General features: G+C 62.5%; 13 protein-coding genes. 2 read left to right on the forward strand and 11 right to left on the reverse strand.

What is annotated here, in order from left to right; genetic code table 11:
* Window positions 1-59: 59 nt before the first annotated feature.
* The 3 genes from sbcB to LOY34_RS22050 form a co-directional block, all read right to left on the reverse strand.
* Window positions 60-1,490: an exodeoxyribonuclease I gene (gene sbcB, locus LOY34_RS22040; RefSeq protein WP_195884944.1), complete on the reverse strand. Its 1,431-nt coding sequence runs from the start codon at window positions 1,488-1,490 to the stop codon at window positions 60-62.
* A 61-nt stretch (window positions 1,491-1,551) separates the two neighbouring features.
* Window positions 1,552-1,911, reverse strand: coding sequence for a PilZ domain-containing protein (locus LOY34_RS22045; protein WP_045197442.1), 360 nt, complete (start codon window positions 1,909-1,911; stop codon window positions 1,552-1,554).
* 126 nt (window positions 1,912-2,037) lie between these two features.
* Window positions 2,038-2,424: a tol-pal system YbgF family protein gene (locus LOY34_RS22050; protein WP_045197440.1), complete on the reverse strand. Its 387-nt coding sequence runs from the start codon at window positions 2,422-2,424 to the stop codon at window positions 2,038-2,040.
* A gap of 229 nt (window positions 2,425-2,653) precedes the next feature.
* Between LOY34_RS22050 and pyk the strand changes: the two genes are divergently transcribed.
* Window positions 2,654-4,105: a pyruvate kinase gene (gene pyk, locus LOY34_RS22055; RefSeq protein WP_045197438.1), complete on the forward strand. Its 1,452-nt coding sequence runs from the start codon at window positions 2,654-2,656 to the stop codon at window positions 4,103-4,105.
* 64 nt (window positions 4,106-4,169) lie between these two features.
* On the opposite strand, the gene LOY34_RS22060 is transcribed toward pyk, so the two are convergent.
* Window positions 4,170-5,108, reverse strand: a complete 939-nt coding sequence (locus LOY34_RS22060) for an iron-sulfur-binding ferredoxin reductase (protein ID WP_195884945.1) — start codon at window positions 5,106-5,108, stop codon at window positions 4,170-4,172.
* Window positions 5,101-6,213 carry a diguanylate cyclase gene (locus LOY34_RS22065; protein WP_045197434.1) on the reverse strand — a complete coding sequence of 371 codons (1,113 nt, stop codon included), beginning with the start codon at window positions 6,211-6,213 and terminating at the stop codon, window positions 5,101-5,103. The genes LOY34_RS22060 and LOY34_RS22065 overlap by 8 nt, the downstream gene beginning before the upstream one ends.
* Window positions 6,214-6,529: 316 nt before the next feature.
* On the opposite strand from LOY34_RS22065, the gene LOY34_RS22070 reads away from it, so the two are divergent.
* Complete coding sequence (locus LOY34_RS22070; protein WP_045197431.1) at window positions 6,530-8,053, forward strand: fumarate hydratase; 1,524 nt, start codon at window positions 6,530-6,532, stop codon at window positions 8,051-8,053.
* A gap of 77 nt (window positions 8,054-8,130) precedes the next feature.
* Here the strand turns inward: LOY34_RS22070 and LOY34_RS22075 are convergent, their stop codons facing one another.
* The 6 genes from LOY34_RS22075 to LOY34_RS22100 all read right to left on the reverse strand — a co-directional run bounded on the left by LOY34_RS22075 (window position 8,131) and on the right by LOY34_RS22100 (window position 13,651).
* Window positions 8,131-9,426, reverse strand: coding sequence for a hypothetical protein (locus LOY34_RS22075; RefSeq protein WP_195884946.1), 1,296 nt, complete (start codon window positions 9,424-9,426; stop codon window positions 8,131-8,133).
* A 118-nt stretch (window positions 9,427-9,544) separates the two neighbouring features.
* On the reverse strand, window positions 9,545-10,702 hold the full coding sequence (locus LOY34_RS22080) for a phosphatidylserine/phosphatidylglycerophosphate/cardiolipin synthase family protein (protein WP_258664036.1): 1,158 nt from the start codon (window positions 10,700-10,702) through the stop codon (window positions 9,545-9,547).
* 1 nt (window position 10,703) lies between these two features.
* A complete protein-coding gene (locus LOY34_RS22085) occupies window positions 10,704-11,285 on the reverse strand; it encodes a YceI family protein (RefSeq protein WP_045197427.1) in 582 nt (193 codons plus the stop codon).
* 45 nt (window positions 11,286-11,330) lie between these two features.
* Window positions 11,331-11,627 (reverse strand): hypothetical protein, encoded by a 297-nt coding sequence (locus tag LOY34_RS22090; RefSeq protein ID WP_045197425.1) that lies wholly within the window; start codon window positions 11,625-11,627, stop codon window positions 11,331-11,333.
* On the reverse strand, window positions 11,624-12,700 hold the full coding sequence (locus LOY34_RS22095; protein WP_408980918.1) for a serine hydrolase domain-containing protein: 1,077 nt from the start codon (window positions 12,698-12,700) through the stop codon (window positions 11,624-11,626). The genes LOY34_RS22090 and LOY34_RS22095 overlap by 4 nt, the downstream gene beginning before the upstream one ends.
* A gap of 63 nt (window positions 12,701-12,763) precedes the next feature.
* Window positions 12,764-13,651, reverse strand: a complete 888-nt coding sequence (locus LOY34_RS22100; RefSeq protein ID WP_195884949.1) for an acyl-CoA dehydrogenase — start codon at window positions 13,649-13,651, stop codon at window positions 12,764-12,766.
* Window positions 13,652-13,702 lie beyond the last annotated feature (51 nt).

Below are 13,702 nucleotides of genomic sequence, written 5' to 3' on the forward strand. Positions count from 1 at the left end.
CCTTGTGTTACTCGCTAAAAACGCCAGCCTTGCTGGCGTTTTTTATTTTCAACGTTTGCTTACATTCCCAATTGCAACTTAAGCGCCTGCACATGGTTACGCCACTGGCCGAGCAACAGCTGTTGCTGGGCGTCGGCGTCCAGCCAGCATTCCTGCAGGGCCCGCTCGAAATCCCCAAGGGTATTGGGCGCGCCCATCAACGGGTCGCTCAGGCGTTGCTGGCAGAAGGTTTGCCAACGCTGGCGTTCCTCGGCATTCAAGGTTTCGCTGAAATTGCGTGCGCGATAACGAAACAACAATTCCGGCAACCGTTCATCATCGAACATCCACTGCCCCTGCCCTAGTTGCTGCGGATCGACACTGCGCACTTGCTCGCACAAACGCCGATCACGATCGCCAAGAAAGCCATCATACAACTGCTGTTCCGGGTCTTCGCTGGGAGCAAACTCCTCGGCGCTATAAACCAGCGGCAATTTCTCCTGCCATTGCCCGGCGGCGGCAATCAGACTCGACGCGCGCGCCTGATAAACAGCCATATCCAGTTGCAAACGCTGCTGATCTTCGCCACGCAATACACTCAACGGGGCGACCACCGGGCAGCGATTGATATGGATTAATTTCAACGGCACCGGCAATTGTCCGTCAGGCATTTCCTCACGACGAGTGTATAAACGCTGACGCAGTGAATCAGCATCCTCATCTATCAAGGGCTGAACATCCAGGTGCAGGTCACAGACAATCAAGGCGTTGCGATTGCGCGGGTGCCAGGCCAGAGGTAATACCACCCCCAGATAATTGCGTGCCGCAGAGAAACGGCCAGAAATATGCACCAACGGTTGTAATAATCGAATCTGGTCGAGGACTTTCTGCTTGCTGCGCAGTTGAAACAACCAGTCATAAAGCTTGGGTTGTTTCTGTCGGATCAATCGCGCAAGTGCAATGGTGGCGCGCACGTCAGACAACGCTTCATGGGCCTGTCCATGGTCGATGCCATTGGCGGCAGTGAGCAACTCCAGGCGCAAACTGGTGCGCCCGTCCTGTTGCGGCCACTCGATACCGTCCGGGCGCAGGGCATAAGCAGTGCGTACGATATCGATCAAGTCCCAGCGGCTGTTGCCGCCCTGCCACTCACGGGCATAGGGATCAAAAAAGTTGCGATACAGGCTGTAGCGGGTGACCTCGTCGTCGAACCGCAAGCTGTTGTAGCCGGCGCCACAGGTGCCGGGACGGGCCAGTTCGGCATGCACCCGAGTCATGAACTCGGCTTCGCTCAAGCCGTTGGCGGCCAGTTGCTGCGGAGTGATGCCGGTGACCAGGCACGCTTTGGGATGCGGCAGGATATCGGCGCTGGGCTGGCAATAGAAGTTGATCGGCGCCTCGATCTCGTTGAGGTCAAGGTCGGTGCGCACCCCGGCGACCTGCAAGGGCCGGTCGTTGCGCGGGTTGATACCGGTGGTTTCGTAGTCGTGCCAGAAAATGCTGGAGCTCACGGGGTCGTCCTGAACAGAAGGTCGCCCAGAGTCTAGGGCCAGCAGCCCGTCACGGCCAGCGTCAGGCCGAAGCGTTCAACGGATGGAAGCTGAAATAGTTGCGCAGGGCACGCACCAGTTGCTCGTAGTCACGTGGCGCCTGCAGCAGCATGAAACCCGAGTCGTAATGCCCGGGCGTCTGGTCTTCATGGCTCCACAGGCAACTGGCGGTGAGGTTGATCAGGTGCACTGCGCCATCGCGGCCCGGGACTTTGAGCTGCAACTCGAAATCCGGGCCGACCAGCATCGGCAGCTGGCTGATCAGCATCAGGCCGTCTTCGGACACATTTCCCAGGTAGCCGATGGGCTGGTCGGTGAAGCGGTTGAAGACTTTGAGAAAATAAGGGAGCTGGTGACGCTCGATGCGGCGCTCGTCAAACATGGTCGGGATCGCTGTCGAAGACCCTTTTAGCAGGGCCGCGCTAGGGCTGCTGTTTTTCATTCATTTCAGCAACAAGATTAGCGCACCCTGACCCGCGCGTCACAATCAGACCTGCTGACTTTAGTATTAACGCCAAGGCGTGGTGGTTGCCGGGCGGGCAATCGCCGCTTCGCCGCTGCGGTAGTGGCCCAGTTGTTCGAGGGTCTGCAGCCGGGCACGGGCACGGAAGGCGTACTCGCTCTGCGGGTAGCGCTGAAGAATGAACTGGTAGGTCTGCGCCGCATCGACGAACAATTTCTGCCGTTCCAGGCACTGGCCACGCAGCAGCGACACTTCCGGCTGGATGAACGGTCGGGCACGGCTGGTGCGCTCGACCTGGGACAGCTCGAGCATGACCTTCTCGCAGTTGCCCCGGTCATAGGCGCGGTAGGCGTTGTTCAAATGATGGTCCATCGACCAGCGGGTGCAACCGACGACGCTGGTGGCCAGGGCTAAAACGATCAAGGCTCGCATGGGGGATCTCCTGTATTGAGCAGTGTATCGGCTTTGTGCGGAAAATCTGTAGACATGGCTGGCTGCACTGGCCTCATCGCGGGTCAAGCCCGCTCCCACACCAGCGGCGCTCGGGCCCTGTAGCCGTTCAAATGCCACCCGCGCTAACCGCCAGGTAGTGCAAAGGAACAATGACTACAGCGATTTTCCGGAGTAGCCTTTCGCTGCGCTTCACTATAGGAGTCTGTGCATGACCATCCGCCGTACCAAAATCGTCGCCACCCTTGGCCCCGCCAGCAACTCGCCGGAAGTGATCGAGCAACTGATCCTCGCCGGCCTGGATGTCGCTCGCCTGAACTTCTCCCACGGCACGCCTGACGAGCACAAGGCTCGCGCGCGCCTGATCCGCGATATCGCTGCCCGCCTGGGCCGCCACGTGGCGCTGCTCGGTGACCTGCAAGGGCCGAAGATCCGTATCGCCAAGTTCAGCAACAAGCGTATCGAACTCAAGGTCGGTGACCGCTTCACCTTCTCCACCGCCCATCCGCTGACCGAAGGCACCCAGGATATCGTCGGCATCGACTATCCGGACCTGGTCAAGGACTGCGGCGTCGGCGACGAACTGCTGCTCGACGACGGCCGCGTGGTTATGCGCGTAACCAGCGCCACCGCCGACGCCCTGCACTGCGAAGTGCTGATCGGCGGCCCGCTGTCCGACCATAAAGGCATCAACCGTCGCGGCGGCGGCCTGACAGCTCCGGCGCTGACCGAAAAAGACAAGGCCGACATCAAGCTGGCAGCCGAAATGGACCTGGACTACCTGGCCGTTTCCTTCCCGCGCGACGCCTGCGACATGGAATACGCCCGTCGCCTGCGCGACGAAGCCGGCGGTAGCGCCTGGCTGGTGGCCAAGATCGAGCGCGCCGAAGCGGTCGCCGATGACGAGACCCTCGACGGCCTGATCGCCGCCAGTGACGCGGTCATGGTGGCCCGTGGCGATCTGGGCGTGGAAATCGGCGATGCCGAGCTGATCGCGATCCAGAAGAAGATCATCCAGCACGCCCGCCGCAACAACAAGGCGGTGATCGTGGCGACCCAGATGATGGAGTCGATGATCCAGAACCCGATGCCGACCCGCGCCGAAGTGTCCGACGTGGCCAACGCCGTGCTGGACAACACCGATGCGGTGATGCTCTCGGCCGAAAGCGCCGCCGGCGCCTACCCGATCGAAGCAGTACAGGCCATGGCGCGCATCTGCCTGGGCGCGGAAAAGCACCCGACCAGCCAGAAGTCCAGCCACCGTCTGCACACCCGCTTCGAGCGCTGCGACGAAAGCATCGCCCTGGCGGCCATGTACACCGCCAACCACTTCCCCGGCGTCAAGGCGATCATCGCCCTCACCGAAAGTGGCTACACCCCGCTGATCATGTCGCGCCTGCGTTCCTCGGTGCCGATCTACGCGTTCTCGCCGCACCGCGCCACCCTGGCTCGCGCTGCGATGTTCCGTGGCGTGTACCCGGTGGCTTTCGATCCGGCAGCCCTGCCGGCGGAGAAAGTCAGCCAGGCGGCAGTCGACGAGTTGCTGCAGCGCGGCGCGGTCGAGCCAGGTGACTGGGCGATCCTGACCAAAGGCGACAGCTACCACACCATCGGTGGTACCAACGGCATGAAGATCCTGCACGTCGGTGATTCGCTGGTCTGATGCTCAGGCCCTGCTGAACAAAGCCCCGTAGCCTGTGCTGCGGGGCTTTTTTTGCCTGCTGGAATCAGGCATGACCGGTGAACACATCGGCAAGCAACTGATTGCGCGGCAGGCCGGCGAGAAACATGCGCCGGGCAAACTGCTCGACACTGGCCGCCGAGCCACAGGCCAGGGTCACGGTCTGGCGTGACGGCAGGCGTAACGCCGCCAGAGCCTGGGGCAACTGCGGTGGGGTCAGCAGCTCGACCTGCAATTGCGGATGCTGGCTGGCAAGCGCCGTCAGTGCGGGCGCCAGGTAATGTTCCTGCGGGTCATGGGCCAGGTGCAGCAGGCGAATCGGGCCGTGGTGTTCCTGGCGCAAGGCTTCGCGCACAATCCCCCATAACGGCGCCAGGCCAGTGCCGGCGGCCAGCAGCCACAACGGGCGCTCCTGCCAGTCAGGATCGTAATGCAAGGCGCCGCCGCGCAACTCGCCCAGGCGCAACGTCGCACCGATAGTCAGTTGCCGGGCGGCATCGCAGAAGGCACCGGGTTGCCGGCAATCGAGGTGAAACTCGAGAAAGCCCTCCTCCCCCGGCAGGCTCGCCAGCGAATAAGGCCGGGCGACCCCGTTCGGGCTCCACAACACCAGGTGCTGGCCGGCCTGGTAGCGTAGTGCCCTTTGCGGCTCAAGCCGCAGGCGCAGCACCGTGGGGCTCAGCCAGTCCAGGCCGCTGACCTCGGCCGGCAGGCCATCTGCGAGCGGGTCGAACAAGGCCACCTGCAAATCTTCTTCGACACTGCATTGGCACGCCAGGCGCCAACCTTGCTGGCGTTTGTCCGCCGCCAGGGCATCGGGCCGGGCATCTGCGGGCTGGCCTTGCAGGCAGCGCACCAGGCAGGCGTGGCAACTGCCGGCACGGCAACTGTAGGGCACCGCCAGCCCGGCATCATTAAGGGCATCGAGCAGGTTGCTGCCCGCGGCCACCTGCCATTGTCGCTCAGCGACCCGCAACTCAGGCATCGACGGCCTCCCAGGCGGCCAGGCAGCGGTTGCGCCCACAGTGTTTGGCCCGGTACAAGGCCTGATCGGCACGTTGCAAGGCGTCGTCGAGATCATCGCCAGGCGCCAACAGGGTCAGCCCGGCCGACAGGCTTAACGGTTCGACGCGCAAGCCGACCGCTGGCGGCTGGGCCAGGGCAAAGGCCTTGCGCAAGCGTTCACAACAGCTGAACAGCTGCGCTTGGCTGCAATCGGGCAGCAACAGCACGAACTCTTCGCCACCGTAACGGGCCAGCACCGCAGTGTCGCCCAGGCAATCGCTGGCGATCGAGGCGAAGGCTTGCAGCACCTGGTCGCCGGCGGCATGCCCATAGACATCGTTGATGCGCTTGAAATGATCGAGGTCGATCAACGCCAGGCCGTGGCTGCTGTCTGCGCGCATGTGCGCAAGCTCGCGGCTGGCCAGACTGAGAAAATGCCGACGGTTGAACAGCCCGGTCAGTTCGTCGGTGGCCACCAGGTCTTCAAGCTGGCGCATCATGCCGCGCAAGGTGTCCTGATGGGCTTGCAAGGCATAGCGGCGTTGGCGCATACGCTGGCGAGCGGCCTGCACATAGCGGGCATACAGGCACAACCAGCACAGCACCACCAGCAAGGCACTGGCCTGCAACGCCAGCAGCGAACCGGCGAAATGCGGCACCTGCCAGGCCTCCCAGGCAATCAGGCCGAAGAAGCTGCACAGCACCAGCAGCGCGCAGCGCACGAACACCCGCCCCCTCAGGTGAAACAGGCCGAACATCAGAATCAACGGATAAAACATCAGAAAAGTACCGCGGCCCTGGTCAAGCTGGGCCAGCAGCCAGGTTTGCCAGGCAATCGCCAGCAACACCTGGAATTCGGTCAGGCTCGGATCGCCAAAGCGCAGGTTGCGGCCACTGGCAAACACCCAGCCGAGCAGCAACTGGCTCATCAGCAACAAGCCGCTGCCCAGCAACAAGACATCCAGGGAGGCTTGCAGATGGCCATTCAACAGCGCAACCCAGACCAGCGCCAATACCAACAGATAGGTGCCGGCCGCCATGAGAAAACGTTTGAGGAGAAGCTTCTGCAGCGCTGTTTCGGTCACAGGTGGCTCACCGTGCTCTGGCCAGGGCAGAGGAATAAGGCATGGCCAACCGCCACTTTAGGGTGTGTGAAGAATAATTGCCATGTTTGCACATATCGGCCCTGACAGGCATTCAGGCAAGAACAGTGCCCGGCCACTGCCGACCTTGGTGGGGACCTTTGGTACGTGTGCCAACCGCGGATGCGCGCTATACTGCCGCGCCTTTTTTGCGCCGACAGCCTTGCGTTGGCGCCTGTTGAAGGTCGTTTCGACACCTCGGCCAGTCCGCGTCGGAATACCTTAATGAATGTTCCCGTCTTTAAGAGGAGCGCGCTGCATGACCGTGATCAAGCAAGACGACCTGATTCAGAGCGTTGCCGACGCCCTGCAGTTCATTTCGTACTACCACCCCGTTGATTTCATCCAGGCCATGCATGAGGCCTATCTGCGTGAAGAGTCGCCGGCTGCGCGCGATTCCATCGCCCAGATCCTGATCAACTCGCGCATGTGCGCCACCGGCCACCGGCCGATCTGCCAGGACACCGGTATCGTTACCGTGTTCGTGCGCGTCGGTATGGATGTGCGCTGGGACGGCGCGACCATGAGCCTGGACGACATGATCAACGAAGGCGTGCGCCGCGCCTACAACCTGCCGGAAAACGTCCTGCGTGCATCCATCCTGGCCGACCCGGCCGGCGCGCGTAAGAACACCAAGGACAACACCCCGGCGGTCATCCACTACTCCATCGTCCCGGGCAACACCGTGGAAGTGGACGTAGCGGCCAAGGGCGGCGGCTCCGAGAACAAGTCGAAGATGGCCATGCTCAACCCGTCCGACTCGATTGTCGACTGGGTACTCAAGACCGTTCCGACCATGGGTGCCGGCTGGTGCCCACCGGGCATGCTCGGCATCGGCATCGGCGGTACCGCCGAGAAAGCCGCGGTGATGGCCAAGGAAGTGTTGATGGAATCCATCGACATCCACGAGCTCAAGGCCCGTGGCCCGCAGAACCGCATCGAAGAGATCCGCCTGGAGCTGTTCGACAAGGTCAACCAGCTGGGCATCGGCGCCCAGGGCCTGGGCGGCCTGACCACCGTGCTCGACGTCAAGATCATGGATTACCCGACCCACGCCGCCTCGTTGCCGGTGTGCATGATCCCCAACTGCGCCGCCACCCGTCACGCCCATTTCGTGCTCGACGGTTCCGGCCCGGCCGACCTGGAAGCGCCATCGCTGGACGCCTACCCGGAGATCGTCTGGGAAGCCGGCCCATCGGCCCGCCGCGTCAACCTCGACACCCTGACCCCGGAAGACGTGCAGAGCTGGAAGCCGGGCGAGACCATCCTGCTCAACGGCAAGATGCTCACCGGTCGCGACGCTGCGCACAAGCGCATGGTCGAGATGCTCAACAAGGGCGAAGAACTGCCGGTCGACCTCAAGGGTCGCTTCATCTACTACGTCGGCCCGGTTGATCCGGTCGGTGACGAAGTGGTTGGCCCGGCCGGCCCGACCACCGCAACGCGGATGGACAAGTTCACCCGGCAGATCCTCGAGCAGACCGGCCTGTTGGGCATGATCGGCAAATCCGAGCGCGGCCCGACCGCCATCGAAGCGATCAAGGACAACAAGGCCGTGTACCTGATGGCCGTCGGCGGCGCTGCCTACCTGGTGGCCCAGGCGATCAAGAAGTCCAAGGTCCTGGCCTTTGCCGAACTGGGCATGGAAGCGATCTACGAGTTCGAGGTCAAGGACATGCCGGTCACCGTCGCGGTCGACAGCAACGGCGAGTCGGTACACATCACCGGCCCTGCGATCTGGCAGCACAAGATCGCTGAAAGCCTGGCGGTGGAAGTGAAGTAAGCCTCAGGGTTTGCTGGTACAAAAAAGCGGCAGGTGGATTATTCCCCTGCCGCTTTTTTGTTGCGCGTCTTAAACACTTACCTAACCGGGCCCAGCACACGACTGATCAATCCAGCTATAAAACCCCTGGTGCTTCCAGCTAACACAATATCGTTACCCGAAGGGTAGAAACCATCAGTCCAAACCATCTTGTACAACAGTTCCCATCCCTCTTCGCCAAAGCCCGGCACGAACGCGCCGCCAGGTTGCAACGCAACCACCGTGCCAGCCCAATAAAAACCTGCATCGTCGTCATAAAACTGCGAACGCCCAGCAGCAAAGATTGAACCATTCGCTTGCACCGACACATAATAAAAATCAGCACTGAACCCGGTTCTATCGATCACCAAAACCTGGCCATTATTGAAACTGTTGTCCAACCGTCCATTGTTATCCAACCCCAGCACAACGCCAAATTGTGGTCCGGTATTTAGTCTGAGGTCACCGACAACGACCAGCCTGTCGTTACTTTCAGCCACATGCTTGAGGGTTAATTTACTCCCTGCGGGGCCTTCGAACAGCGCATAACCGCTATCACCGAAACTTGTGTCAGGGCTTCCGTTGTCATCAAGGGCAACGACAAATGCGTACCGCGCATCATAACCGCTGGCAATAACACGCTTTTGCTCAGGGGAATAAACCAGGCTGCCCAACGAAGCCGGGCTTCCATGCAGATTGAAGCGTATCATGCCGGTAGCGTTGAAGCTGAGGTCGAGCTTACCTTGCCCGGTAACCTTCATGATCCAGGAAATATCTCCCCAGTAGGAACGGAACCCCGCGTACAGGCTACCTTCAGTATCAATGACCTGCGCACTTGATGCACCGGGATAAATAGGATTGATCTGCAGATCTTTTGCACCCGGTACAGGAGCCTCTACGCGCTGAGCCTTGAACTTCCTTGAGTAGGGTGATGCTTCGGGGTATCTCAGCATGGCAAACCCGTCAACACCGTAATTGCTATCAAGCCTGCCATCGGCGTGGAAACGACAGATAAATAGCTGAATCTCTCCGGGCACAACGATTTCGCCCAGTACATAAAAAACCTCTGCGCCATCGACCACAGCGCTGAGCATCGAAGTCGCGGCCACGAGCGTAGCGCCGGGGACGTTCACCCGCACTTCGCCGTTCACACCAAAGGTTGGGTCCACCGCACCTTGGGGAGTGATGCCAAGTACATAGAAATAGGGCTCGATTTGTTCAAAGGTGCAAGCGCGGATAGCGTTGTTCCCGCCCAGCGTACAAACACATCGTATGGCTGGCCTTTCTTCGTTGACGTAATACCCCCCCTGCCCAAAAGCAGGATCTATATTCTTTGCAGACAGATCAATGCTCATTGCCGTCTCCCGGTATTTAATGAGAGCAAGCAGCGTCGCATTGAGGGTTAACTTCAACAACTGGCAAAAATAGCAGGTACGCCTGACGTCGCGGGTCAAGCAACCTTCACATTGTTAATCAATTACGCCGATCGAGCAGGTTGACCACCAGCCGGTCGAGCCAGCCCCACAAGCGTTGCTGCACCCGCTTCCACAACGGTCGCGCATGCCAGTGGGCAAGGTCCACGGCCAGGCTCTGGGCAAAGTCGCGCTCAAAGCTCGCCGTCACGTCGGCGGTCAGGGGTGGGTCGATGGCTTCGACGTTGGCTTCGAGGTTGAAGCGCAGGTTCCAGTGGTCGAAGTTGCACGAGCCGATGCTCACCCAGTCATCCACCAGCACCATCTTCAGGTGCAGGAAGCACGGCTGGTATTCGAAGATCTTCACCCCGGCGCGCAACAGCCGCGGGTAATAGCGATGGCCGGCATAGCGCACCGACGGGTGATCGGTACGCGGCCCGGTCAGCAGCAAACGCACATCGACGCCGCGGGAAGCAGCACAGCGCAGGGAACGGCGCACTTTCCAGGTCGGCAAGAAGTACGGCGTGGCCAGCCAGATGCGCCGCTGGCCGCTGTTCAGCGCGCGCACCAGCGACTGCAGAATGTCCCGGTGCTGGCGGGCGTCGGCATAGGCCACGCGGCCCAGGCCGGCGCCACTGAGCGGGATCGGCGGCAAACGCGGCAGGCCGAAGTGGGTTGGCGGCCGCCATGCGGTGCGGCGCAGGTTGGCCCGCCACTGGCGGTCGAAGAGCATCTGCCAGTCGGCCACCAGCGGGCCTTGCATCTGCACCATCACTTCGTGCCACTCGCTGACGTCTTCGTTGGGGATCCAGAACTGGTCGGTAACGCCGGTGCCACCCACCACCGCCCAATGCTGGTCGACCAGCAGCAGCTTGCGGTGATCGCGATACAGGTTGCGCAAGCCCCGGCGCCAGCGCAGGCGGTTGTACCAGCGCAGCTCGACGCCAGCGGCCAGCAAGCGCTGGCGCAGGCTCAGGGTAAAAGCCAGCGAGCCGTAGTCATCGAACAGGCAACGCACTTGCACACCGCGCTCGGCGGCCTGCACCAGGGCCTGGACCATGGTTTCGGCGCAGGCGCCCGCCTCCACCAGGTACAGCTCTAGGTCCACCTGGTGCTCGGCGCGCACGATTGCGGTAAGCATGCGCGGGAAAAACTCGGGACCGTCGATCAATAGCTCGAACTGATTGCCATCGCGCCAGGGAAAGACCGGTCCGGCCATATCAGCGCGCCGTAAAAATCAGCACCGCAGCCACCGGCACCGACGGGCTGATGGACTTGAGCCCGGCCAGCTTGCGCAGGGTGGCAAGGCCTGGGAGCAGATCGAAATCATCGGCGCGCAGCATCAACGGCTCCAGGGTGACCACCTGAAAGCGCCGCTCATCCAGGCGGGTCGCCAGCAACAGGGCGCTGTAGCTGTGCTGCTTGCCATGCAGGCTGACCGTCACCGGCAGGCGCAATTCGACCTGGGCGCCATTGGCCAGGTCGTTGATCGGACGCAGGTCGATCTGTGCGTTGACCTTGGCCTCGGGGAATTTGCTGAACTCGAACAGCTCCTTGCGCATGCGCTCGTCACGCAACGGCACGCTGCTGCTGTTGGAGTCCATCTCGATCAGCAGCTCGGCGGCGCCCTTGCGATCGACCTTGCCATGCAGGACGAGGAAGCGATGCACCTCGGCGGTGTCGCCATTCTTGCTGGAGACGAACGACAGGCGCGACGATTCGCCGTCCAGGTGCCAGTTGGCCTGGGCAGGGAGACTCAAGACGACCAGCAGGGCAAGCAGAAGACGCGGCAGACTGAACATGTGAAATCCTGTAACACAATGGTCGTCAACCTTACCCGGCCGTCTTCACGGCAGCAAGCGACAGCCTTCGCGCGGGCCCAGCCACTGCGCATGATTCTCCACCCCCAGGCCGGCAGCGCTGATCAGCCGCTGCTGCGCGTCTTCGTCCAGGCGGCTGAGCGGCAGGTACTGCTGCACGTAGCTGCGACAGTACTGCGGATCGAAACCCATGACATAACGGCACGAGCAGTACTCCTTGGCCGAGTAGGCACTGAGAATGCCAGGGAAATCCATCAGTGCCTGGCGCTCATACCAGGCCCAGGCGCCTGCCAGCAGCACCAGCACCAGCAACACGCGCTTCATGGCCGCACCTCATCGACCGCAGCCAGTACCCGCTTGAGCAGTTCGTTGTGGGCGTAACTGGCATCGCGATCATCGGCGTAGCGCACGATCACCAGCTTCTGCGCCGGCAGCACATACAGCGCCTGCCCCCAGTGCCCGAGGGCTGCGTAGGTATCGGCCGGCGCATCCGGCCAGGGTCGCGGGCTGCCGGGCAGCGGCTGGTTGAGCCACCAGTGCCCACCCGGGTTGGCTTCACCCGGCTGGGCGGTGGCCGGCAGGAACGGCTGGCGATTGAACGCCACCCAGTCGCTGGACAGTAGCTGGCGCGACTGCCAGCGGCCTTCGCGCAGCATCAACAGGCCGATACGGGCCAGGTCGCGGGCGCTCATGTACAGGTAGGAGGAACCCACCAGGGTGTTATTAGCGTCACGCTCCCAGACCGCACTGCTGATGCCCAGGGGCTCGAACAACGCGTGCCAGGGATAATTCGCATAGTCAGCTTCGCCGAGCATGCCGCGCAAGGCCGCCGCCAGCACATTGCTGTCGCCACTGGAGTAAAGAAAACGCTGCCCGGCGCTGGCCGCTTCGGGTCTGGCTGCGGTGTAGCCGGCCATGTCGCCGCGCCCGCGGGTGTAAAGCATGGCCACCACCGAGGACTTGAGCGGCGCGTACTCGTAGTCTTCCTGCCAGTCCAGGCCGCTGGCCCAGTGCAGCAGGTCTTCGATGCGCACCTGGGGATGGGCGCGCATCGGCGGGTAGAAACGCGCCAGCGGATCGTGCAGGTCAAAGCGGCCTTCGCCGTGGGCGACGCCGAGCAGGGTCGCCAGCACGCTCTTGCTGATCGACCAGGTCAGGTGCGCGGTTGCAGCGCTGCTGGGCGCGGCATAACGTTCATAGACAATGCGCCCGTTGGCGATCACCAGCAGCGCGTCGGTACGTACGCCCTGGCGCTGCTGATCATCGCGAGGGGCGAAGGCATAACGCTCCACCGCCTGCCAGGCGCTACGGTTGGCCGCGGGCGCAACGGTCCAGTCAGGTACAGGCCACAACTCCTGCGCTGGCACGGCCTTGCTCAAGGCCAACAGCGCCAGCATCCACCACGCCACGTTGCTCATGCCGCGTACTCAAGGCCAGGGTTTGCCCAGCCTGCCAGCGTTTCATGACAGTCCGGCGGCAGCCCAGGCCTTGGCCAAACGCTTGGCCCGGGCGGCGCTGGCGATTTCCAGCAGGCCCTGGTCGCGCTGCCACAGGCTTGCCCATTCACCAGGGCTGGCCAGCAGCGCCTGGTTGATCTCCTCCTTCATGGCGTTGAACTGCGCGAACAGGCCGCCCAGCAATAAATGGCTGGCTGAAGCCTCCGCGCATTGGCGGGTGCTTTCGGCACAGGCGCCGAGCAAGCCGATCAGGCGCAGTTGCAGGTTTTGCGCCCAGCCCGATTCCTGGCCGACGCCATACAGCCAGGCGCACAGGGCACTGAGCACGTAGAGGTCTTCCAAGGAGCGGAAGGGTTTGACGTAGGCATCCCAACCATCGCCCGCCAGCCGTTCGCACAACGCCCCTTGCAGGTGCAGGCGGGCATGGCCGACCTCCGGCATCAATGGCAAGGCCGGCAGCGGTTCGAGGCGCACCCCGGGCTCGCCGGCATAAACCACCGCCAGGCTCAGCTCAGGCGCCTGCCCTTGTGGCTCGCAGCGCGCCGCCACCAGCAGCCATTCGGCATCCAGCCCGGCGGTGACGAAGTCCTTGCTGCCGCTCAGGCGCAGGTCATCCAGGCGCACCTGCATGTCGGCCGGACGCACGCTGCGCCGCTCGCTGGCGCACAGGGCGCCGAGGCTCTGCGGCGCGCTCGGCCACAGCACCCGCAGGGCTGCCTGGTAACCCACCAGAAAGGCCAGGCCCGGGGTGGCCATGGCGCGTGCGCCGAGCACCGCCAGCTCGAACGGGCTGACCGTGCCCAGGCGTGCCAGCAAGGTGGAATAGGTATCGGCCAGCGTGGCCGCCTGGGGGTGTCGCTGTCGGTCGTTGAGTCGTTGCAGCCAGGCCATCGAAGCGCTCCTTGAGGGCTGTCATACAAGCATCACCAATTGTTCACGGGG

It is taken from the genome of Pseudomonas sp. B21-009 (assembly GCF_024749345.1).
Classification (GTDB): Bacteria; Pseudomonadota; Gammaproteobacteria; order Pseudomonadales; family Pseudomonadaceae; genus Aquipseudomonas.

Bases quoted from the DNA above. Each gene is read 5' to 3' on its own strand.
- LOY34_RS22080 (WP_258664036.1), bottom strand. From the start codon at position 10,702: ATGGCCGGACCGGTCTTTCCCTGGCGCGATGGCAATCAGTTCGAGCTA.
- pyk (WP_045197438.1), top strand. From the start codon at position 2,654: ATGACCATCCGCCGTACCAAAATCGTCGCCACCCTTGGCCCCGCCAGC.
- LOY34_RS22085 (WP_045197427.1), bottom strand. From the start codon at position 11,285: ATGTTCAGTCTGCCGCGTCTTCTGCTTGCCCTGCTGGTCGTCTTGAGT.
- LOY34_RS22070 (WP_045197431.1), top strand. From the start codon at position 6,530: ATGACCGTGATCAAGCAAGACGACCTGATTCAGAGCGTTGCCGACGCC.
- LOY34_RS22100 (WP_195884949.1), bottom strand. From the start codon at position 13,651: ATGGCCTGGCTGCAACGACTCAACGACCGACAGCGACACCCCCAGGCG.
- LOY34_RS22045 (WP_045197442.1), bottom strand. From the start codon at position 1,911: ATGTTTGACGAGCGCCGCATCGAGCGTCACCAGCTCCCTTATTTTCTC.
- LOY34_RS22060 (WP_195884945.1), bottom strand. From the start codon at position 5,108: ATGCCTGAGTTGCGGGTCGCTGAGCGACAATGGCAGGTGGCCGCGGGC.
- LOY34_RS22090 (WP_045197425.1), bottom strand. From the start codon at position 11,627: ATGAAGCGCGTGTTGCTGGTGCTGGTGCTGCTGGCAGGCGCCTGGGCC.
- LOY34_RS22050 (WP_045197440.1), bottom strand. From the start codon at position 2,424: ATGCGAGCCTTGATCGTTTTAGCCCTGGCCACCAGCGTCGTCGGTTGC.
- LOY34_RS22075 (WP_195884946.1), bottom strand. From the start codon at position 9,426: ATGAGCATTGATCTGTCTGCAAAGAATATAGATCCTGCTTTTGGGCAG.
- LOY34_RS22095 (WP_408980918.1), bottom strand. From the start codon at position 12,700: ATGCTGGCGCTGTTGGCCTTGAGCAAGGCCGTGCCAGCGCAGGAGTTG.